At 71.6% G+C, this 20729-nt stretch carries 20 protein-coding genes; 10 read left to right on the top strand and 10 right to left on the bottom strand.

The window, feature by feature from the left end; translation table 11 throughout:
• Positions 1–285: 285 nt before the first annotated feature.
• From ND748_RS06200 to ND748_RS06160, 9 genes are all read right to left on the bottom strand, one after another.
• Positions 286–930 (bottom strand): uridine kinase, encoded by a 645-nt coding sequence (locus ND748_RS06200; protein ID WP_251744701.1) that lies wholly within the window; start codon positions 928–930, stop codon positions 286–288.
• A gap of 116 nt (positions 931–1046) precedes the next feature.
• Positions 1047–1460 carry a metal-sulfur cluster assembly factor gene (locus ND748_RS06195; RefSeq protein WP_251744700.1) on the bottom strand — a complete coding sequence of 138 codons (414 nt, stop codon included), beginning with the start codon at positions 1458–1460 and terminating at the stop codon, positions 1047–1049.
• The gene (gene sufU / locus ND748_RS06190; protein ID WP_251744699.1) at positions 1457–1963 is read right to left on the bottom strand and encodes a Fe-S cluster assembly sulfur transfer protein SufU; all 507 of its coding nucleotides are present in this window, start codon (positions 1961–1963) and stop codon (positions 1457–1459) included. The genes ND748_RS06195 and sufU overlap by 4 nt, the downstream gene beginning before the upstream one ends.
• On the bottom strand, positions 1960–3282 hold the full coding sequence (locus ND748_RS06185; protein ID WP_251744698.1) for a cysteine desulfurase: 1323 nt from the start codon (positions 3280–3282) through the stop codon (positions 1960–1962). The genes sufU and ND748_RS06185 overlap by 4 nt, the downstream gene beginning before the upstream one ends.
• Positions 3279–4076 carry a Fe-S cluster assembly ATPase SufC gene (gene sufC / locus ND748_RS06180; protein WP_251744697.1) on the bottom strand — a complete coding sequence of 266 codons (798 nt, stop codon included), beginning with the start codon at positions 4074–4076 and terminating at the stop codon, positions 3279–3281. The genes ND748_RS06185 and sufC overlap by 4 nt, the downstream gene beginning before the upstream one ends.
• An 8-nt stretch (positions 4077–4084) precedes the next feature.
• Positions 4085–4444, bottom strand: a complete 360-nt coding sequence (locus ND748_RS06175) for a non-heme iron oxygenase ferredoxin subunit (RefSeq protein ID WP_251744696.1) — start codon at positions 4442–4444, stop codon at positions 4085–4087.
• Positions 4441–5661: a Fe-S cluster assembly protein SufD gene (sufD, locus tag ND748_RS06170; protein WP_251744695.1), complete on the bottom strand. Its 1221-nt coding sequence runs from the start codon at positions 5659–5661 to the stop codon at positions 4441–4443. The genes ND748_RS06175 and sufD overlap by 4 nt, the downstream gene beginning before the upstream one ends.
• Positions 5661–7073 carry a Fe-S cluster assembly protein SufB gene (gene sufB, locus ND748_RS06165; RefSeq protein ID WP_251744694.1) on the bottom strand — a complete coding sequence of 471 codons (1413 nt, stop codon included), beginning with the start codon at positions 7071–7073 and terminating at the stop codon, positions 5661–5663. The genes sufD and sufB overlap by 1 nt, the downstream gene beginning before the upstream one ends.
• A complete protein-coding gene (locus ND748_RS06160) occupies positions 7070–7777 on the bottom strand; it encodes a helix-turn-helix domain-containing protein (RefSeq protein WP_251744693.1) in 708 nt (235 codons plus the stop codon). The genes sufB and ND748_RS06160 overlap by 4 nt, the downstream gene beginning before the upstream one ends.
• Before the next feature lie 279 nt (positions 7778–8056).
• Here ND748_RS06160 and ND748_RS06155 point away from each other — a divergent pair, with 279 nt between their 5' ends.
• The 7 genes from ND748_RS06155 (at position 8057) to ND748_RS06125 (ending at position 15238) form a co-directional block, all read left to right on the top strand.
• Positions 8057–8761 carry a hypothetical protein gene (locus ND748_RS06155; protein ID WP_251744692.1) on the top strand — a complete coding sequence of 235 codons (705 nt, stop codon included), beginning with the start codon at positions 8057–8059 and terminating at the stop codon, positions 8759–8761.
• A 174-nt stretch (positions 8762–8935) separates the two neighbouring features.
• Positions 8936–10498, top strand: a complete 1563-nt coding sequence (gene glpK, locus ND748_RS06150; protein WP_251744691.1) for a glycerol kinase GlpK — start codon at positions 8936–8938, stop codon at positions 10496–10498.
• A 277-nt stretch (positions 10499–10775) separates the two neighbouring features.
• Positions 10776–11315, top strand: coding sequence for a transcriptional regulator (locus ND748_RS06145; protein WP_041940778.1), 540 nt, complete (start codon positions 10776–10778; stop codon positions 11313–11315).
• Between the two features lie 80 nt (positions 11316–11395).
• On the top strand, positions 11396–12529 hold the full coding sequence (locus ND748_RS06140; protein WP_251744690.1) for an ABC transporter ATP-binding protein: 1134 nt from the start codon (positions 11396–11398) through the stop codon (positions 12527–12529).
• Positions 12526–13359 carry an ABC transporter permease gene (locus tag ND748_RS06135; protein ID WP_251744689.1) on the top strand — a complete coding sequence of 278 codons (834 nt, stop codon included), beginning with the start codon at positions 12526–12528 and terminating at the stop codon, positions 13357–13359. The genes ND748_RS06140 and ND748_RS06135 overlap by 4 nt, the downstream gene beginning before the upstream one ends.
• 58 nt (positions 13360–13417) lie before the next feature.
• Positions 13418–14497, top strand: a complete 1080-nt coding sequence (locus tag ND748_RS06130) for a heme A synthase (RefSeq protein ID WP_251744688.1) — start codon at positions 13418–13420, stop codon at positions 14495–14497.
• A 309-nt stretch (positions 14498–14806) separates the two neighbouring features.
• Positions 14807–15238 carry a PPOX class F420-dependent oxidoreductase gene (locus tag ND748_RS06125; protein WP_251744687.1) on the top strand — a complete coding sequence of 144 codons (432 nt, stop codon included), beginning with the start codon at positions 14807–14809 and terminating at the stop codon, positions 15236–15238.
• Between the two features lie 412 nt (positions 15239–15650).
• On the opposite strand, the gene ND748_RS06120 is transcribed toward ND748_RS06125, so the two are convergent.
• Positions 15651–16520 carry a heme o synthase gene (locus ND748_RS06120; protein ID WP_251744707.1) on the bottom strand — a complete coding sequence of 290 codons (870 nt, stop codon included), beginning with the start codon at positions 16518–16520 and terminating at the stop codon, positions 15651–15653.
• 106 nt (positions 16521–16626) lie between these two features.
• Here ND748_RS06120 and ND748_RS06115 point away from each other — a divergent pair, with 106 nt between their 5' ends.
• The 3 genes from ND748_RS06115 to zwf all read left to right on the top strand — a co-directional run bounded on the left by ND748_RS06115 (position 16627) and on the right by zwf (position 20722).
• Entirely contained in the window at positions 16627–17124 is a 498-nt protein-coding gene (locus ND748_RS06115; RefSeq protein ID WP_251744686.1) for a hypothetical protein, read from the top strand.
• Between the two features lie 789 nt (positions 17125–17913).
• Positions 17914–19029 (top strand): transaldolase, encoded by a 1116-nt coding sequence (gene tal / locus ND748_RS06110; RefSeq protein WP_251744685.1) that lies wholly within the window; start codon positions 17914–17916, stop codon positions 19027–19029.
• A gap of 160 nt (positions 19030–19189) precedes the next feature.
• On the top strand, positions 19190–20722 hold the full coding sequence (gene zwf, locus ND748_RS06105; protein WP_251744684.1) for a glucose-6-phosphate dehydrogenase: 1533 nt from the start codon (positions 19190–19192) through the stop codon (positions 20720–20722).
• Positions 20723–20729 lie beyond the last annotated feature (7 nt).

Genomic DNA, 20729 nt, shown 5'->3' with positions numbered 1-20729 from the left:
GGTTCCGCGGAACACCTTGATCACCACGCGGTTCCGCGGAACACCTTGATCACCACGCGGTTCCGCGGAACACCTTGATCACCACGCGGTTCCGCGGAACACCTTGCCGGGGCCAGGGGCCCCGGCCGGTGCCGAGGGCTGGCTTGGCGAGGTAGGCCAGGTTCACGGCCCTCGCCGGCCGCCGAGGCGGCTCGATGGACCCAGGGCTGAGAAGTCGCGTGGCCACCCAGGCTGCGACCGACGTGCGTGACAAAGACGCGTGCGGGCCTACCCGCAGTAACAGCTTCACACCCCGGCGACGCGGAACACCGTTTCTACGTCGTCGTCGATGACCGAGCTGTCGACGACCGAGCTGTCGACGACCAGCTGGGCGAAGCGATCCGGCCGTTGCAGCGCCATGTACTCATTCTCGGCCGGCATCCACTCATTGACCCATTGATCGCGCAATTCCTCCCCGTCGCGTTGTAGACCGCGAGCGAGGCGTAGTGCTGGTTCTGCCTGACAGAACACGGTAAAAGTGTAACAAGCGCGTAGCTTCAGCTCGAGACAGTAGACGCCCTCGACAATGAGGGATGCACCGGCGGGGACCTGGATCCATTCGACAAGAGCGTCCTTGGTCCAGTCATAACGCTGGTAGCGCAGTGCGGCGCCGGCCGCTCCTGGAATGGCGACCTGGTCGGCGAGCCGAGGCAGATCGAACAGTGGGCCGACGGCGCCCCGCCGTTCAGTCCGCTGACTGGAGGGCAGGTAGAAGTCGTCGACATGCACGACGTGCGCGGAAGGGATGGCAGCCGCCAGCTGACCGGCCAGCGTGCTCTTGCCGGCGGCGCCTGGGCCGTCGATCCCGACGAGGACCCTCGGACGAGCCGCAGCGGCACGTACGATGCGCTCGGCCAGAACAGCAATATCCACGGTGTCGGCTGCGGTCATGTTGGTTCCAGCATTCAGCCAAGCCGGGGGCCGAACCGCAACCCGGGTGATCGGGGCGGCGGCCCGGTCTGGCCGGAGGATGATCCGACCAGACCGGCGGCGGCTCGCTGGGAGGGTCAGACGTTGAAGCCGAGGGCGCGCAGCTGCTCGCGGCCGTCGTCGGTGATCTTGTCGGGGCCCCACGGGGGCATCCAGACCCAGTTGATCGTCACGCCGGCGACGAGGCCGTCGGGGCCGTCGACCAGCGCGGAGCGGGTCTGGTCCTCGATGACGTCGGTCAGCGGGCAGGCCGCCGAGGTCAGCGTCATGTCGAGGGTGACGGTGTTGTCGTCGGCGACGTGGATGCCGTAGACGAGGCCGAGGTCGACGACGTTGATGCCGAGCTCGGGGTCGACGACGTCGCGCATCGCCTCCTCGATGTCGGCGAACTCCGCCAGCTCCAGGCCCGCGGCCCGCTCGGCAACCGTGCCGTGGGGGGCGTCGGCGGTCTCGACCGTCTCCGGCGGGGCGTCGGTCACGGCGTCGCTCATGGCTTCTCCTGCTCGGGTACGTCGAGGGGTGCGCCGGCGGAGGCTGGCGCGGCACCGGTGGCGGCGGCCGGGTCGACGGCCTTGGCCGTCGCGTCCTTCCAGGCCATCCAGGACAGCAGGGCGCACTTTACCCGGGCGGGATACTTGGAGACGCCGGCGAACGCCACCGCGTCCTCCAGCACATCCTCGTTGCCCTCCGCGGTACCCCGCGACTGCATCAGTGCCAGGAACTCGCGTTCGAGCTCGAGCGCCTCGTCGATCTTCTTACCGATGACCAGGTCGCTCATGACGCTCGCCGAGGCCTGGCTGATCGAGCAGCCCTCGCTCTCGTAGGAGACGTCCTCGACGACCCCGTCGGCGACCTTCACCCGGAGGGTGACCTCGTCGCCGCAGGTCGGGTTGACGTGGTGCACCTCGGCGTCGAACGGGTCGCGCAGGCCGCGGTGCAGCGGGTTGCGGTAGTGGTCCAGGATGATCTCCTGGTACATGGAATCGAGCTTCACCTCGAGAAGAACCTCCGAACCCCGTGCAGACCTTCCACCAGCGCGTCGACCTCGCCGGTCGTCGTGTACAGGTGGAACGACGCCCGGGTCGTGGCCGGCACGCCGAAACGCAGGCAGACCGGCCGGGCACAGTGGTGGCCGACGCGTACGGCGATGCCGCGCTCGTCGAGGAGCTGCCCCACGTCGTGGGGGTGAATCGCCCGGCCGGCCTCGTCGTGCAGGACGAAGGAGATCGCCCCACCGCGGTCGATGTCGGTCGGCGGGCCGATGATCCGCGTGCCGGGCACGGTGGCGAGCGCGTCGAGGGCGTACCCGGTGACGGCATGCTCGTGCGCGGCGATCGCCGGCATGCCCAGCGCCGTCAGGTAGTCCACGGCGGCGCCGAGCCCGACGACCTGGCTGATCATCGGGGTGCCGGCCTCGAAGCGGTGCGGTGGGGCCGCGTAGGTCGACCCCTCCATCGTGACGATCTCGATCATCTCGCCGCCGCCGAGGAACGGGGGCATGACCTCCAGGAGGTCGTAGCGTCCCCAGAGCACCCCGACGCCGGTCGGCGCGCACATCTTGTGGCCGGTGAAGGCCAGGAAGTCCACGCCGAGCGCGGCGACGTCGATCGGCATGTGCGGCACCGACTGGGAGCCGTCGAGGACGGTGAGCGCGCCGACCTCGCGGGCCCGGGCGACGATCCGCGCCACCGGGTTGACCGTGCCGAGGATGTTCGACTGGTGGACCATCGAGACGACCTTCGCCCGGTCGGTGATGACCGCGTCGAGGTTGTCGAGGTTCAGCCGGCCGTCGTCGGTCAGCCCGATCCAGCGCAGGGTCGCGCCGGTGCGCCGGGCGAGCATCTGCCAGGGCACGAGGTTGGAGTGGTGCTCCATCTCGGTCACGACGATCTCGTCGCCGGGGCCGATCCGGAAGCGCTGCGCCTCCGCGCCGGTGGTCTCCGCGTTGCTCATCGCGTAGGCGACGAGGTTCAGCGCCTCGGTGGAGTTCTTCGTGAAGACGACCTCGCGCCGGTCGGTCGCGCCGATGAAGGCGGCGACCTTGTCCCGCGTCGCCTCGTACAGGCCGGTGGCCTCCTCGGCGAGCACGTGGATGCCGCGGTGCACGTTGGCGTTGTGCAGCTCGTAGTAGGCGCGCTCGGCGTCGAGGACGGCCAGCGGCTTCTGCGAGGTCGCGGCGCTGTCGAGGTAGACCAGCGGCAGGTCGTCGTGCACGGTGCGGGCCAGGATCGGGAAGTCCTTGCGGACCTGCTCGACGTCGAAGCCCGCGGCGAGGTCCGCGCCGCCGCCGAGCCGCGACTCGGTCAGCGTCATGACACCGCCCCCGCCGGCGCCCCTGTCGGCGCCGCGGCCCCGCCGCCCTTGACGTAGCGGTCGTAGCCGGAGTCCTCCAGCACGGCGGCGAGCTCCGGGCCGCCCTCGTCGACGATCCGCCCGGCCGTCATCACGTGCACGAACTCGGGCTTGATGTAGCGCAGGATGCGGGTGTAGTGGGTGATGAGCAGGATGCCCGTCTCCCCCTTGGCCCGCACGGCCTCGATGCCGCCGGAGACGATGCGCAGCGCGTCGACGTCGAGGCCGGAGTCGGTCTCGTCGAGCACGGCGATCTTCGGCTTGAGCAGCGCCATCTGGAGGATCTCGTGACGCTTCTTCTCACCGCCGGAGAAGCCCTCGTTGACGCCGCGCTCGGCGAACGCCGGGTCCATCTCCAGGGCCTCCATGGAGGCCTTGACCTCCTTGACCCAGGTACGCAGCTTCGGCGCCTCGCCGCGCACGGCCGTGGCCGAGGAGCGCAGGAAGTTCGACACCGACACCCCGGGGATCTCCACCGGGTACTGCATCGCCAGGAAGATCCCGGCACGGGCACGGGCGTCGACGCCCATGGCGAGGACGTCCTCGCCGTCGAGCGTGATGGTGCCGTCGGTCACGGTGTACTTGGGGTGACCCGCGATCGAGTACGACAGCGTCGACTTGCCCGAGCCGTTCGGACCCATGATCGCGTGCGTCTCACCCTTGCGGACGGTGAGGTCGACGCCGCGCAGGATCTCGCGCGGGCCCTCCTCCGTCTCGACCGAGACGTGCAGGTTACGAATCTCCAAGGTCGACACCGGTGTCGTCACCCTCGTTCCGGGTTCGAATGTGCGACGTCGACGAGCACGTCGTCGCCGTCGATGGTCACTGCGTAGGTGGGCACCGCGTCGATCGCCGGCAGGGTCAGCGCCTTGCCGCTGGCCAGGTCGAAATGAGACCCGTGCAGCCAGCACTCGATCTTGCCGTTCTCGACCTCGCCCTGGGAGAGCTGCACGTCGGCGTGCGAGCATTCGTCGCGCACCGCGTAGACGCGCTCGCCGGCGCGCACGACGCACACCGGCACGCCCTCGATCTCGGTGCCGAGCGCCGTGTCGTCCTTCAGATCGGCGAGCGCGCACACCCGGTGCCAGCGGGGCACGGCCGCGGAGTCGGCGGTGGCGGTCATGCGCCCGCCCGCCCGGCACCGGCCTCGGCCGGCGTCGCGGGCTCGTCCTCGGCCGGCGTCTCGCCCAGCCGGGCCGAGACCGACGCCATGATCCGGTCGCGCAGCTCGACGACCTCGATGCGGTCGATGACCTCCGCGAAGAAGCCGTGAACGACGAGCCGGCGGGCCTCGGCCGGCGGGATGCCGCGGGACTGCAGGTAGAACAGCGCCTCGTCGTCGAAGCGGCCGGTGGCGCTGGCGTGGCCGGCCCCGACGACCTCCCCGGTGAGGATCTCCAGGTTGGGCACCGAGTCGGCGCGGGCGCCGTCGGTGAGCACCAGGTTGCGGTTGAGCTCGTAGGTGTCGGTGTCGATCGCGTCGGCGTCGATGACGACGTCGCCGATCCACACCGAGTGCGCCCCGGCGCCGCGCAGCGCGCCCTTGTAGGTGACCCGGCTGCGGCACGACCGCGGGGTGTGCGTGACGAGCAGCCGGTGCTCCTGGTGCTGGCCGGCGTCGGTGAAGAACACGCCGTTGAGCTCGGCATCCCCGCCCGGGCCGCGGTAGTCGACGGTCGGGCTGAGCCGGACCAGGTCGCCGCCGAGGGTGACGGTGAACGAGCGCAGCTTCGCGTCGCGGCCGATCGAGTAGGCGTGCGCGCCGACGTGCACCGCGCCCGCGTCCCAGTCCTGCAGGGACACGAAGGTCAGCGAGGCGCCGTGGCCGACGTGGACCTCGACGTTGCCGGCGTAGGTGGCGCTGCCGGTGTGGTCGAGCACGACGGTGGCCGACGCGAACGGGCCGACCTCGACGAGCAGGTGGCCGTAGGCGACCCCGGCGGCGCCGGCCGCGGACCGGGGGCTCTCCCCGTGCAGATGCACGAGCACGGGCTCGGTCGGGGCGGCCTCGGCCGGGACGGTGATGGCCGTGGCGCCGCCCGCCCGGGCCAGCGCGAACGCGGCAACCCGGTCGGCGGGAGTGTACGACCGACCGATCCGCGGGTCGGCGGCGTCGAGTTGCTCCACGGCGATCCCGGCCGGGGCGGTGACGGTCACGGAGACCTTGCCGTCGGCGTCCGGGCCGGTGAGCAGGCCGCGCAGCCGGCGCAGCGGGGTGAACCGCCACGCCTCCTCGCGGCCGGTGGGCACGTCGTGGTCGAGCGGGTTGCGCGATCGCACCGGGCGGGGCACGGCTCCGGAGGCCATCGGGGGGCGCCCGGTGGCATCGATGACGACCATCAGCCGACCGCGCCTTCCATCTGCAGTTCGATGAGCCGGTTCAGTTCGAGGGCGTATTCCATCGGCAGCTCACGGGCGATGGGCTCGACGAAGCCGCGCACGATCATGGCCATCGCCTCCTCCTCCGACAGACCGCGGCTCATCAGGTAGAAGAGCTGGTCCGCGCCGACCTTGGAGACGCTGGCCTCGTGGCCGATGGAGGCGTCGTCCTCGCGCACGTCGACGTAGGGGTAGGTGTCCGAGCGGCTGACGGTGTCGACGAGCAGCGCGTCGCACTTGACCGTCGACCTCGACGCCGCGGAGCCCTCGTTGATCTGCACGAGGCCGCGGTAGGAGGTCCGGCCGCCGCCGCGGGCCACCGACTTGGAGATGATCGTCGAGGAGGTGCGGGGCGCGGCGTGCACCATCTTGGCGCCGGCGTCCTGGTGCTGGCCGGGACCGGCGAAGGCGATCGAGAGGACCTCGCCCTTGGCGTGCTCGCCGAGCAGCCACACGGCCGGGTACTTCATCGTCACCTTGGAGCCGATGTTGCCGTCGACCCACTCCATCGTGGCGCCCTCGTGGCAGGCGGCCCGCTTGGTGACCAGGTTGTAGACGTTGTTCGACCAGTTCTGGATGGTCGTGTACCGGCAGCGCGCGTTCTTCTTCACGATGATCTCGACGACCGCGGAGTGCAGCGAGTCCGAGGAGTAGACCGGCGCCGTGCAGCCCTCGACGTAGTGCACGTAGGCACCCTCGTCGACGATGATCAGCGTCCGCTCGAACTGGCCCATGTTCTCGGTGTTGATCCGGAAGTAGGCCTGCAGCGGGATCTCCACCTGCACGCCCGGGGGCACGTAGATGAACGACCCACCCGACCACACGGACGTGTTCAGCGCGGCGAACTTGTTGTCGCCGACCGGGATGACCGAGCCGAAGTACTCCTGGAACAGTTCCGGGTGCTCGCGCAGGCCCGAGTCGGTGTCCAGGAAGATGACGCCCTGCTCCTCAAGATCCTCACGGATCTTGTGGTAGACGACCTCGGACTCGTACTGCGCGGCGACACCCGAGACGAGGCGCTGCTTCTCCGCCTCCGGGATGCCGAGCCGGTCGTAGGTCGCCTTGATGTCCTCGGGCAGGTCCTCCCACTCGGCGGCCTGCTTCTCCGTCGAACGGACAAAGTACTTGATGTTGTCGAAGTCGATGCCGGAGAGGTCCGCGCCCCAGGTCGGCATCGGCTTGCGCTCGAACAGCCGCAGGCCCTTCAGGCGCAGGTCGGTCATCCACGACGGCTCGGACTTCTTCGCCGAGATGCCGCGGACGACCGTCTCGGAAAGGCCGCGCTGAACGTCGTCGGCATAGGCGTCGGTGTCAGACCAGCCGAACTTGTAGGAACCAAGGCCTTCGAGGGCGGTCTCGGCAGAGGTTGTCATAGGGCGGAACCCTCCGAAGACGGGGACGGTGGACAGCTCGGGAGCGCGCCCGCGGGGATGTGCGTCGTGCAGACGCCGTCGCCGTGGGCGATCGTCGCCAGGCGTTGCACGTGGGTGTCCAGGACCCGGGCGAGCGCTGCGGTCTCGGCGTCGCACAACGCGGGAAAGCGCTCCGCGACGAACTGGACCGGGCAGTGGTGCTGGCAGATCTGCAGGCCGGTCGGCAGCTCCGAGACGCTGGCGGTGTAGCCGGCGGCCGTCATCGCCTCGGCCAGCGCCGCCGGTCGATCGGCCGGATCCGCCGCGACGACCGCCGAGCGCACCCGACGCTCCAGGTCGGAGGCCCGGCCCTCGGCGAACTGGCTCACGGCCGAGGGACCGACGACCTCCGCGAGGAACCGCAGCGCGCCGGCCGCGAGATCGGAATACGCCGTCGGGCCGGCGCGGTGGCCGGCCTCGGTGAGGGCGTAGCGCTTGGCCGGACGGCCCCGGCCCCGCGGCTCGCGGGACCGGCTCTCGGTCGGGGTGATGATGCCGTCCCCGACCATGGCGTCCAGGTGCCGGCGGATGCCCGCCGGGGACACGCCGAGCTGCCGGGACAGCTCGGCCGCCGTGGCCGACCCGCCCTCCAGCAGCAGACGCACGACCCGGTCGCGGGTGCGGCCGTCAGCCGTCCCGCCCGAGGCGTCGTGGTCGTTTTTCACAACGCTAGTGTGCCTTATTTACGGGACGAGGTCGAACCGAGGGCCCCCGATCAGGACCACCCCGAGGCGATGTCCGTCACAGGCATTTCCGTCCCGGTGCTGTCCGTCACCAGCCGTGCCGGAGCAGGTCGCGCTCCGCCGCCACACAACATCTACCCACGACTGGTGGGCGGTCGGCCACCGCTGGCGGCGTGATGCCAGACTTGCGGCACCACCGGGCGGGTCGTCCCTGCGGACGCCCACCCCCCGGCGGACCTCGGACCGGGAGGCGGCGGACGGATGCGGGCTCGACCACGGCGTGGCGCGATCGGGCGGACCCTGCTCGGGCTCGGCCTGCTGCTCGCGCTCGGCGCGGCCGCGGCCTGCGGCGGCGGGGGCGAGAAGACCAACGGCCTGGAGAAGCTGCCGGCCGCCGAGGTCGGCTCCCGCACGCTCACGGCGCTGCGCTCCGCGCCCGGCGTGCACGTGGTGGGCAGCGAGGAGGATCCCAGCTCCGACTCCCCCGCCCGCTACGACCTGGTGATGTCCGCCACGACCACCAGGGGCACCATCGAGGAGTACGGCCAGCGGACCCAGCTCGTCAAAATCGCCGATGACACCTACGTCCGCCGCGGCCGCTCCTTCTACACGGCGACCGGCGACCGCGACGCCGCGGACCTGCTCGCCGACCGGTGGGTCCGGCTCGCGCCCGCCGATGCCGCCAAGTACAGCTACTTCACCCTCGGCAAGCTCAGCGACTCCCTCGGCACCTACCTCGTCGGGCTCACCGGCGGGGTGCGGCGGGAGAAGGCCGGCGGCGCCCGGGCGGTGCGGGCCGCGGCGCCCGACGGCACCGCCTTCGTCGTCGCCAACACCGGCCCCGCCTACCCGCTGCGGATCACCGTCGCGGGCAGCTCCACCAACCAGATGACCTTCGACGACTACGGCCCGGCCGCCGCGGTCACCCCGCCCGGCTCCGCCGTGGACCTGTCCAGCCTGGGCTGACCGCCCGCCTGGGCTGTACCGCCGGCCCAAGCCGAACCGCTCGCCCGAGCCGAACCGCCAGCCCGAGCCGAACCGCTCGCCTGGGCCGAACCGCTTGCCTGGGCATGGCGCCAGGCCCGTTCCCGCGGATTACGGCAAGATCGGCGGGACGGCGGCGCATGGCGGGAGGCGACGATGAGCACACCGACGCGGGGCAGCGTGGTCGCCGCGGTCGACCAGGGCACCACCGGAACCACCGTCTGCCTGCTCGACCGGAACGCAACGGTCGTCGGGCGCGGCTACACCGAGATCCACCCCCGGTTCCCCCGCCCCGGCTGGGTCGAGCAGGATCCCGAGGAACTGTGGCGCAGCGTCGTCGACACCGTCGCCGCAGCGCTGGTCGACGCCGGTCTGCGCGCCGCGGACCTGGCCGCGCTGGGCATCACCAACCAGCGGGAGACCACCGTGGTGTGGGAGCGATCCTCCGGCGCCCCGGTCGGGCCGGCAATCGTCTGGCAGGACCGGCGCACGGCCGCGCGCTGCGAACGCCTGGCCGCCGACGGCCACGCGGGCGTGGTCGGCGCCCGCACCGGCCTGGTCCTCGACCCCTACTTCTCCGCCACGAAGATCGGCTGGATCCTGGACCAGGACCCGGTGCTGCGCCGACGGGCCGGCCGCGGCGAGCTCGCCTTCGGCACCGTCGACTCCTGGCTGGTGTGGAAGCTGACCGCCGGTGCCGTCCACGTCACCGACGTCACGAACGCGTCCCGGACGCTGCTGCTCGACCTCGCCACCGCGGCCTGGGCTCCCGACCTGCTGGACCTGTTCGACGTGCCCGCCGAGCTGCTACCTGACGTGGTGCCGAGCTCCCGGGTCTACGCCGAGACCGATCCGGAGGCCTTCCTCGGCGTACGGATCCCGGTCGCCGCCGCCGTCGGTGACCAACAGGCCGCCCTGTTCGCCCAGGGCTGCGTCGAGGCGGGGCAGGCCAAGAACACCTACGGCACCGGCTCGTTCGTCCTGGTCAACACCGGGACGGCGCTGGCGTCGCCGCAGTCGTCGCTGCTGCGGACCATCGCCTACCAACTCGACGGCGAGCCCGTGCACTACGCCCTGGAGGGCGCGATCCTGTCCACCGGCGCGGCCGTCGGCTGGCTGCGCGACTCCCTGGGGGTCATCCGCGATGCCGCCGAGACGGCGCAGCTGGCCGCGTCGCTGTCGGGCAACGACGGCGTCTACTTCGTCCCGGCGCTGACCGGCCTCGGCGCACCGCACTGGGATCCGCGCGCCCGCGGCACGCTGCTCGGGATCACCCGCGGCACCGGCCGGGCGCACCTGGCCCGCGCGGTGCTGGAGGGGATCGCCTATCGCACCCGCGACGTCGTCGAGGCGATGGCCGCCGCCGGTTTCGCCGTGCGGGAGCTGCGCGCGGACGGCGGGGCCGCGCGCAACCCGTGGCTCATGCAGTTCCAGGCCGACATGCTCGGCGTCGACGTCGACGTGCCCGACAACATCGAGACCACGGCGCTCGGCTCGGCGTACCTGGCGGGCCTGGCGACCGGCTTCTTCACCGACCCCGCCGCGCTGGCCGTGCACCGGCGCAGCGAGCGGCGCTACCACCCGACGATGCCGGCCGCCCGGCGCGACCGCGCCTACCGCCGGTGGCTGTCCGCCGTCGAGCGGGCCCGCGGCTGGGCCGACGACCTCGACGACCGCGATGACCTCGACGACACCACAAACCCCGACGCACCTTGCTGACCTGCTTCGGTGGCCGACGAACGGGCGCGCAACGGCGGCCATGCCGCCGTTGCCGGCACCGGCGGCCATCACGACAAGGGGCGCAAGGTGGTCACCCAGCGCCACTTCCCCGGCGATGCGGCCCCGAGATCTACTGCACCCCGCATTCACAGGACCACGCCAGGGCCACATTCCCTTGCGTCTTCTTGGTCGAACCGGCTGCCAGGCGCATCAATGCCTGACAGGCTGTCACTGGGGGCGGTTGGCGTCTCCTGTCGACCTGACCCGGACGGAGACCGTGACCGAGGCGGACTACGCCCTGGAGCTCGGGCGCCGGCTTCGCGCGGCGCGCAACCGGCGTGGCATGTCGCTACTGGATGTTCAGGAGCGCACCCACGGCCGGTGGACCGCGGGAACTCTGGGAGCCTATGAACGAGGCTCCCGCACCCTGCGGGTGCACCGGCTCGTCGAGCTCGCCGAGTTGTACGACGTTCCCGCGACCCTGCTGGTCCCGCCGGCAGCCGACCGCCGTGACGTCGACCACCTTCCCCCACTCGTCATCGATCTGCGCCGGCTGCGCAAACTGCCGCCGACCCGGACCGGCCCGCTGCGGCGTTGGATCGCCATCGTGCAGGTCCTGCGCTCCGACAGCTCCCGCGACATCCTCCGACTGCGCCGCTCCGACCTGCAGTCCCTGTCCCGGCTGTACAGCACGACGCCGTCGATGCTCTACGAACGGCTCGGCGCCTGGGGCGCGCTGGTGGAGCCGGGCGAGCCGGTGGCGGTCGGCGCCCGACGCCGCGTCCTGCCCATCCGGCCGCCACAGCAGCGACGTTGAGGGTGCCCGACCGGCGGGTCCGCTCCGAGGTGGCGGGTACCGACCCCCCTTCCCCTCGGTCCGATCCGTAGGATCGCAAGGTGGCCGAGATCCTGGCAGTCAGCGTCACTGGCCTCGTGAAGACCTACTCCGCGCAGTCCGGTCCGTCCCGGTCCGGTCCGTCCCAATCCGGGCCATCCCGGTCCGGGACCGGGCGCGCCGAGGGCTCTCGGGGCTCCGGTCGACGTGGCCGCCGGGCCTCCGCCGCGCCGACCCTGCGCCCCGCACCGTTCGCCGAGGTCTCGACGACGCCCGCCACGCTCGCGGCGCCAGCGGGGCGGGGCGCCCTCCCCGACGGCCGGGTCCGAGCGGTCGACGGCCTGTCGCTGAGCGTCCCGGTCGGCTCGGTGACGGCGCTGCTGGGGCCCAACGGCGCCGGCAAGACGACGACGGTGGAGATCTGCGAGGGCTTCCGCCGGGCCGACGCGGGCGAGGTCCGCATCCTGGGCCGCGACCCGATCGCGGACGCGGTCGCCCTGCGTCCCCGCGTCGGTGTGATGCTTCAGGCCGGCGGGATGTACCCGGGCGCCCGGGCCGGGGAGATGCTGCGGCTGGTCGCCGCGCACCATCGCCACCCGCTCGATCCCGCGGCGCTGCTGGACCGGCTTGGTCTGACCGACTCCGCCGGCACCCCGTTCCGTCGGCTGTCCGGCGGCCAGCAGCAGCGGCTGTCGCTGGCGATGGCCGTCGTCGGCCGCCCCGAGCTGGTGTTCCTCGACGAGCCGACGGCCGGGCTCGACGTCGCGGGTCGGCGCACCACCTGGGAGCTCATCGAGGAGCTGCGCACGGCCGGCGTCACAGTCGTGCTCACCACCCACGCGATGGACGAGGCCGAGCGCCTCGCCGACCAGGTGATCATCATCAATCACGGTCGGGTCGTGGCCGTCGGCTCGCCCGCCGAGCTCACCCGCGGTGGCGCCGAGGGCCAGTTGCGCTTCCGCGCCCCCACCGGCCTGGAGCTCGGCAAGCTGCTGCTCGCGCTGCCGGACGGCACCACCGCCCGCGAGGGGCCGGTCGGGCACTACCTGGTCCAGGGCACGGTCGACCCGCAGCTGCTCGCCGCGGTGACCGCCTGGTGTGCCGGCAACGGCGTGCTCGCGGAGGATCTCCGGGTGGAGCAACGAACGTTGGAGGACGTCTTCGTGGAACTGACCGGTTCGGAGCTGGGCTCGTGACCGCCGCCGACGCCGTCGGTCCCACTGGCCGGGGTCCCGTTGGCCGGGGCGGCGCCGGTCTGCTCGACCTGCGCCCGGCGCCGGCGGCAGCCACCCGCGCCCGGATGTTCGCCGCGCAGACCCGGCTCGAGCTGATCCTCACCCTGCGCCGGGGCGAGTCCGTCCTGCTTACCATGATCATCCCAGTTGGCCTGCTCGCCTTCTTCACCGCCGTGGACGTGCTCCCGAGCGACACCGAGAAGTCGGTGGACTTCCTCGTCCCCGGGGTACTGGCGCTCGCGGTCATGTCGACCGCGTTCACCGGCCAGGCGATCGCCACCGGCTTCGAACGCTCCTACGGGGTGCTCAAGCGCCTCGGCGCGACCCCGCTGCCCCGCTCGATCCTGCTCGCCGGCAAGACCGCGGCGGTGCTCGCCGTCGAGGTCATCCAGCTGGTCCTGCTGCTCGCGGTCGGCTTCGCCCTCGGCTGGGATCCCAGCGGCGGGGCGGGTGCCGTGCCGTCCGTGCTGGCGCTGATCGTGCTCGGTACGGCCGCGTTCTCCGGGCTCGGCCTGCTCATGGCCGGCACCCTGCGCGCCGAGGCGACGCTCGCCGCCGCCAACGGCGTCTACCTGCTGCTGCTGCTGATCGGCGGGGTGGTCTTCCCGCTGTCGGAGCTGCCCGGCTGGCTGCGGGCGATCGCCGAGGTGCTGCCCACCGCGGCGCTGTCCGACGGGCTGCGCGACGTCCTCGCCGACGGCGACGGCCCCGGGGTCCGCAACCTGGTCGTGCTCGCGGTGTGGGCCGTGGTGACCCTGGGCCTGGCCGCCCGCACCTTCCGCTGGGAGTAGTGCCCGACCGGGCGACCCGATGTCCGCCCGGCCAGTCGTGGACGCACCGGGCGTTACTATGGCACCCGTGCCAGCTTCTACAACGCGTCGGAGATTGCCGCTCGTCAGCCGGCGCGTGTTCCAGGTCGTCACCGCACTCAACGTCTTCGCGCTGTCCCTGATCGTGGTCAGCGGCGGAGTCGTCCGGCTCAGCGGCTCCGGCCTGGGCTGCCCGACCTGGCCGCAGTGCGGCGACGGCTCGTTCACGCCGCACTCCGAGTACGCCCTGCACGGGGCGATCGAGTTCGGCAACCGGGTCGTCGGGCTGGTCGTCGGGCTGGTGGTGCTCATCACGCCGATCATGGCGCTGCGGCTGCGCGACGGCCGCCGCCGCGACCTGACCCTGCTGTCGTTCGGCCTGTGGGTGGGTTACCTCGGCCAGGCGGTGCTGGGCGGCATCACGGTCCTGACGAAGCTGAACCCGGTGACCGTCGCCGCCCACTTCCTGCTGTCCATGGTGCTGCTGTGGAACGCCGTCGTCCTCGACCGCCGCGCCCGCCAGGGCGCCGGCCCGGTGACCCCGGCGGTCGCTCCGGCGCTGCTGTGGCTGGCCCGGCTGCTCGTCGTCGTCTCGGCCGGGGTTCTCGTCCTCGGCACGGTGGTGACCGGGACCGGCCCGCACAGCGGCGACAGCGAGCATCCCGCCCGCTTCGGCTTCGACATCGTCAACGTCTCCCAGCTCCACGCCGACGGCGCGATGCTGCTGACCGGCCTGGTCGCGGCGATGGCGTTCGCGGTGCGGATCACCGCCGCCCCCGCGGCCGCGCGACGCGACTCGCTCACCCTGATCGCCGTGGTCGTCGCGCAGGCCGGCCTCGGCTTCGCCCAGTACTTCCTCGGCGTCCCGTCCGGCCTCGTCGCCCTGCACATGACCGGCGCCACCATCATGTGGGTCGTCGCGCTGCGCCTGTGGCTCGCCATGGTCGCCCGCCCGGCCCTCACCGTCCCGGACGCGTGGTCAGCGGCCGACACCACGCCTACCGCCCCCACCGCGTCCGCACTGCCAGCCGCTACAGCCTCCGCCTCCGCCCCTGGGATCGTGGCTCAACCCGCCCCGGCGGCTGTCCGGGTCGCCTCGGGCGCGCCGGGCGTCGGCTGACTCCGGCGCCCACGCGGCGCCGCCCCCGACCTCAGCACGCACCGATCATGCGGAGGCCGTCCGGACGGCGCCCTGACGCGGTTCCGCGGAACACCATGATCATCGGGATCGGGGGCATCGGCTTCAGTCGGACGCCCGGCGCTTTGACGAACACGATGATCGCCTTGGCCGTCGTAACCGCCGCGCCGTACTCGTTGCTGGTCGTCCCGTCGGGTGGCCAGTCACCGGGGTGGTCAGTCACCGGGGTGGTCAGTCACCGACCTGGGTCCGTCGGAATAGGGGTCGCCAGGATGGGGGTTGGGCCCGGACATGACCATCACGCCCTTCGACCCGCGGGAGCTGCTCGCGGGCAGTCGACTCGGTGTTCTCGCCACGATCAGGTCTGACGGCCGGCCCCAGCTTTCTCCCGTTCAGCCTTTCTACGACCGTGAGTCCGACGTCCTTTACGTGTCGATGACCGAGGGGCGGGCCAAGACGGCGAACCTGCGCCGGGACCCGCGTACCGCCCTGGAGGTCACCAGCCCGAACGGCCTGGCCTGGGCCACCGCCGAGGGCACGGCGACGCTCACCGGGCCGGGGTCGGACCCCCACGGGCCCGAGGTGGAGGCGCTGGTGGACTACTACCGCAGCGCCGCCGGGGAGCACCCGGACTGGGACGAGTACCGGTCGGTGATGGTGTCCGACCGCCGGGTGCTCATGAGAATGGCGGTCGACCACGTGTACGGCGAGAAGCTGGACTGAAACCCAGGTCCGTCGACCGAAGGCCGGACGCCCCGGGCAGGGCGGTGCGGCCGGGCCGGAACGGACCGCTGAACCGTCCACCCCGCATCACGCCGGCATGCCCCGACTCCGATCGGGGGAAAGGTCGTCGCCCTCCCTCGTGCCTCGTCGAGAAAGAGCGCAACGCGATCCGCAGCCTCGCGCAGCGCCTAAGCGCTGATCGTCGGGGCGGGTCCGCAACCTTGAGCGACCAGTTCGCCGCGGCCTGGTCTGCGGCGAGACGGCTGATCATTTCTGCGGGAAGCGCTGCCGGCGGGACCGCGAAGTGTTCCGCGGAACCCGAGCGCCCCGGAACGCCAGACGCGCCGGCCGCGGGTGTGCGGTCGACGCGTCTGGGGAGTCGGATCGGTTGGATCCGAGGCGGAACGGGGGGTCAGACGACCGCGGTGACCGCGATCGCGATGAACAGCAGGGTCAGGTAGGTGATCGACATGTGGAACAGGCGCATGGGGCGGGGGTCGCCGCCGCGGCGGGTTCGACGGTCGATGCGGTGTGCCTCGGCGAGGAACCAGGCGCCGACCACGACGGCGGACACCAGGTATATCGGGCCGGTGTGGGCCACCGGGACCAGCGCGAGCGAGGCGGCCACCATCGCGTAGGAGTAGCCGAGGATCCGCCGGGTCACCACCTCGACGGGGGCGACGACGGGCAGCATCGGGATACCGGCGGCGGCGTAGTCGTCACGGAACTTCATCGCCAGCGCCCAGAAGTGCGGCGGGGTCCAGAAGAACACCACGGCGAACAGCAGCACCGCCGACCAGCCCACGGTGCCGGTGACCGCGGACCACCCGATGAGCACCGGGAAGCAGCCGGCCGCGCCGCCGATGACGATGTTCGACGGGGTCCGGCGCTTGAGCCCGAGGGTGTAGACGAAGACGTAGAAGGCGATAGCGCCGTCCGCCAGCAGCGCCGACGGCCAGTTCACCAGCAGGCCGAACATCAGCGTCGAGACGATGCCGATCACGATGCCGAAGACGAGCGCCTCGGTCGGGGTGACGGTGGCACGGACCAGGGGGCGGCGCTTGGTGCGGGCCATGACCTGGTCGATGTCCCGGTCGACGTAGCAGTTGATCGTGTTGGCGCTGCCGGCCGCCAGGGTGCCGGCGACGAGGGTGACGGCGATCAGCCAGAGCGAGGGCATCCCCCGGTCCGCGAGCATCATCACCGGCACGGTGGTGACGAGCAGCAGCTCGACCACGCGCAGCTTCATGAGCGCGACGTAGGCGCGGATCTTCGCATTCACCGCGGCCAGCCCACTCACGGCGGGCGGCGCCGCGGCGGCGGGCGCCACGGGGGCGGCCACCGTGCCGGTCGACGCCGCCACGGCGGAACCGGAGCCGTGGATCACCGTGGGGGACGCGGTTCCGTTCGAGCCGGACGTGCCGTTCGAGCCGGAGGTGCCGTCAGAGCCGGACGTGCCGTTCGAGCCAGTCGCGCCGTTCGAGCCGGACCCGACGCGTGCCTGGGCGGCCGAACCGTGCGGGATCACCGTCACGTGCGACAGGACGGAGCCGGCCGGGGAGGTCGCCGCACGCGAGACAGCCGTGCCGTTGGACTTCGCGGTCCCGTTCGAGGCCGCCACTCCGTTGGATGCCGCCACTCCGTTGGATGCCGCCACTCCGTTGGATGCCGCCACTCCGTTGGATGCCGCCACGCCGTTCGAAATCATGACCCCGTTCGACGTGCCGACTCCGGGAGAGACCGAAACTCCGTTTGAAACCATCACACCGTTCGAGACCGCCACACCGTTCGAGACCGCGGCCTCGGTCGGTGTGGGCCCGGCCGCCGGGTGCGAGGCGTCCGCGCCGTCGGGGGCGCTCTGGGCCGGGACGTCGGGGGCACCCTGAGCCGGGACATGGTCGAGGGTGGGTTGGAGCGCGGTTGCGGCGATCACCGACGGAGAGGTGCCCGACCGCACCGGTCCGCGTGTGGTGACGTGCCGGCGACGAAGGGCGGCCTCGGTAGACAGAGCGACCTCGCGATCGGCGGGATCGGCGGACGACCCGCACTGTACGGAGCCCCGGGGACGGAGCGGACGGTGTTCTACGACGTGTCGGAGTCTAGCCGCCGGATTGCGGCGCACGCGCGGCGGCCGCGCCCGGACCGGGCAACGGGCCGTGCGGTCTGGATCACGTCACCGGTCGCGTCCCGGCCGTCCGGACCGCCGGAAGGGGACCGCGACCGCCGCCGCCGAGGCCCGGCGTGGTGTGTCTCACGGGTGCCGTCGCACCAGTTCACGCCGGGTGTTCTTCCAACCGCTACCCGCGCGTCACGGAGCTGAGCGGATGGGGATCAGACTGGAACCAGACTGGGATGGAGCCGGCGCGACGGGGTAGTGCCCACAGGGGTGCACCTGGCGGGCGCCGGTTCGGTTCGGGTCGGCACGGGTCGGTGCCGCCCGCAGCGCGTCGATCGGCGGCGCACCGGATCCGATTCCCGGCGACGGGCATCACCGGCACCGAGAACGGCTTGACCTCAAGAACGGCTCTACCTCAAGAACGGTGTGATCTCAAGAACGGCTCGACCTCAAGAACGGCTCTACCTTGAGGGCGGCTCGGCCTTGAGAACGGCTCGATCTCGAGGACGGCTCGACCTGTTGTGGACGTTCACCGCTCGCGGAGAGGAACCAAAGCCCGATGAGCAACCCCCTGTCCGAGCTCTCGGCCGCCGGAGTGGCGGTCTGGCTGGACGACATCAGCCGGGACCGCCTGCGCACCGGCAACCTCGCCGACCTGGTCGCCGACCGCAGCGTCGTCGGTGTCACCAGCAACCCGACGATCTTCCAGAAGGCGATTGCGTCCAGCGACCTCTACAACGAGCAGCTACACGATCTGAAGATCCGCGGTGTCGACGTCGGCGAGGCGGTCCGCGCGATCACCGCCGCGGACGTCCGCGACGCCTGCGACGTGCTGCGCGCCGTCTACGACGCCTCCGGCGGGGTCGACGGGCGGGTGTCCCTCGAGGTCGACCCGCGGCTGGCGCACGAGACCGAGCGCACCGTCGCCGAGGCCCGCGCCCTGTGGTGGCTGGTGGACCGGCCCAACCTGTTCATCAAGATCCCGGCCACCCTGGGCGGGCTGCCGGCGATCACCGAGACCCTGGCCCAGGGCATCAGCGTGAACGTGACGCTGATCTTCGGCCTGGACCGCTACGACGCCGTGATCGACGCGTTCATGTCGGGCGTCGAGCAGGCGATCGAGGCCGGCCGGGACGTCAGCGACCTGACCTCGGTCGCGTCGTTCTTCGTCAGCCGGGTCGACTCGGAGGTCGACGCCCGACTGGACAAGATCGGTACACCGGCGGCGAAGGCGTTGCACGCCAAGACGGCAATCGCGAATGCCCGGTTGGCCTACGAACGATACGAGAAGGCGTTCGCCACCCCTCGGTGGCAGGCGCTGGCCGCGAAGGGCGCGAAGCCGCAGCGGCCGCTGTGGGCGTCGACCTCGACGAAGGACCCGTCCCTGCCGGACACGATCTACGTCTCCGAGCTGGTCGCGCCCGGCACCGTCAACACCATGCCCGAGGCGACCCTGCAGGCGTTCGCCGACCACGGGGAGACCCGCGGGGACACCATCCGCCCGTTCTACGACGACGCCCGTCAGGTGTTCGCCGCGCTGGCCGCCGTCGGCGTGGACCTCGACGACGTGATCGAGACCCTGGAGACCCAGGGGGTACAGAAGTTCGAGGACTCGTGGAACCAGCTCCTCGGCACCATCGCGCAGCAGCTCGGCAGGTCCGGTTCGAGCAGCTAGCCGGCACTGGCGCGGTCCGCGTCGTGAGCATGACCCTGATCGGCCGGGTGACCGGACCGGTTCGCGGCCGTGGTGATCGTCTCAGCGTCCGTCATGGACAGGCGACGGTCCCAGGTGAAACAACCTCGGGTAGACCGAAGCGAGAACGAAGGGGGAACGGGTGGCGCCCACGGTGAGATCCAACCCGCTGCGGGATCCACGTGACCGCAGACTGCCCCGGTTGCCGGACGCGAGCGCCCTCGTGGTGTTCGGTGCAACCGGCGACCTGGCCCGCAAGAAGCTGATTCCCGCCGTCTACGACCTGTTCAGCCGCGGGCTGCTGCCGCCGGGTTTCGTGCTGCTCGGCTTCGCCCGCAGGGACTGGTCGGACAGCGATTTCGTCGATTTCGCCCGCGAGTCCGCCGAGAAGGGCGCACGTACCCCGTTCCGGGACGAGGTCTGGGACCGGCTCGCCGGCTCCATCCGTTTCCTGCAGGGCTCCTTCGACGACGACGCCGCCTTCGACCGGCTCGCCTCGACGCTGGATGACCTGGAGCGCTCGCACGGCATCGGCGGCAATGCCGCGTTCTACCTGTCGATTCCGCCCTCGGCGTTCCCGGTCGTGCTCAAGCAGATGCAGCGCACGAACCTGTCCTCGGCGCAGGACACGGGCGGCTGGCGACGGGTCGTCATCGAGAAGCCGTTCGGCCACGACCTGGCTTCGGCCCGCGAGCTCAACGCCCTGGTCGACGACGTGTTCACCCCGTCGGGGGTGTACCGGATCGACCATTACCTGGGCAAGGAGACGGTGCAGAACCTGTTCGCGTTGCGGTTCGCGAACAACCTGTTCGAACCGATCTGGAACTCGCAGTTCGTCGACTCGGTGCAGATCACCATGGCCGAGGACGTCGGCATCGGCACCCGCGCCGGCTTCTACGACGAGACCGGCGCCGCCCGCGACGTACTCCAGAACCACCTGCTCCAGTTGCTCGCCCTCACCGCGATGGAGGAGCCGGTCAGCTTCGGCCCCGAGACGATCCGCACCGAGAAGCTCAAGGTGCTGCGCGCCGTCTCGCTGCCCGGCGACCTCGCCCGCTACGCCGTGCGCGGTCAGTACGAGCAGGGCTGGCTCGCCGGGGAGCGGGTGCCCGGCTACCTGGACGAGAAGGACATCCCGCCGGACTCCCGGACGGAGACGTTCGCCGCGGTGCGCCTGGGCATCGAGACCCGCCGCTGGGCCGGGGTGCCGTTCTACCTGCGCACCGGCAAGCGGTTGCCGCGACGGGTCACCGAGATCGCGATCGTGTTCAAGAAGGCGCCGCACCTGCCCTTCGACCAGACCGACACCGCCGAGCTCGGCAACAACCAGCTCGTCATCCGGGTGCAGCCCGACGAGGGCGTCACCCTGAAGTTCGGGTCCAAGGTGCCGGGCTCGGCGATGGAGGTCCGCGACGTCGCGATGGACTTCCTGTTCGGCGAGGCGTTCACCGAGGCGCTGCCCGAGGCCTACGAGCGGCTCATCCTCGACGTGCTGCTCGGCGACGCGACGCTGTTCCCGAACAACGCCGAGGTCGAGGAGTCCTGGCGGATCGTCGACCCGCTGGAGGAGTACTGGGCGAGCACGACCCCGCACCGCTACCGGGCGGGAAGCTGGGGGCCGGCCGCGGCCGACGAGATGCTCGCCGCGGACGACCGCCGGTGGCGGCGGCCGTGAGCGCGCC

The organism is Frankia sp. AiPs1 (assembly GCF_023716945.1).
GTDB lineage: Bacteria > Actinomycetota > Actinomycetes > Frankiales > Frankiaceae > Frankia.
Note: the sequence above shows the minus strand (reverse complement) of the source record. Positions and strands in the feature narration are given on the sequence as shown.

What these genes read in the sequence shown, in the direction of transcription:
- ND748_RS06200 (WP_251744701.1), bottom strand. Translation starts at nt 930, where the DNA reads ATGACCGCAGCCGACACCGTGGATATTGCTGTTCTGGCCGAGCGCATC.
- ND748_RS06195 (WP_251744700.1), bottom strand. Translation starts at nt 1,460, where the DNA reads ATGAGCGACGCCGTGACCGACGCCCCGCCGGAGACGGTCGAGACCGCC.
- ND748_RS06185 (WP_251744698.1), bottom strand. Translation starts at nt 3,282, where the DNA reads ATGACGCTGACCGAGTCGCGGCTCGGCGGCGGCGCGGACCTCGCCGCG.
- ND748_RS06175 (WP_251744696.1), bottom strand. Translation starts at nt 4,444, where the DNA reads ATGACCGCCACCGCCGACTCCGCGGCCGTGCCCCGCTGGCACCGGGTG.
- sufD (WP_251744695.1), bottom strand. Translation starts at nt 5,661, where the DNA reads ATGGTCGTCATCGATGCCACCGGGCGCCCCCCGATGGCCTCCGGAGCC.
- sufB (WP_251744694.1), bottom strand. Translation starts at nt 7,073, where the DNA reads ATGACAACCTCTGCCGAGACCGCCCTCGAAGGCCTTGGTTCCTACAAG.
- ND748_RS06155 (WP_251744692.1), top strand. Translation starts at nt 8,057, where the DNA reads ATGCGGGCTCGACCACGGCGTGGCGCGATCGGGCGGACCCTGCTCGGG.
- glpK (WP_251744691.1), top strand. Translation starts at nt 8,936, where the DNA reads ATGAGCACACCGACGCGGGGCAGCGTGGTCGCCGCGGTCGACCAGGGC.
- ND748_RS06130 (WP_251744688.1), top strand. Translation starts at nt 13,418, where the DNA reads ATGGCACCCGTGCCAGCTTCTACAACGCGTCGGAGATTGCCGCTCGTC.
- ND748_RS06125 (WP_251744687.1), top strand. Translation starts at nt 14,807, where the DNA reads ATGACCATCACGCCCTTCGACCCGCGGGAGCTGCTCGCGGGCAGTCGA.
- tal (WP_251744685.1), top strand. Translation starts at nt 17,914, where the DNA reads ATGAGCAACCCCCTGTCCGAGCTCTCGGCCGCCGGAGTGGCGGTCTGG.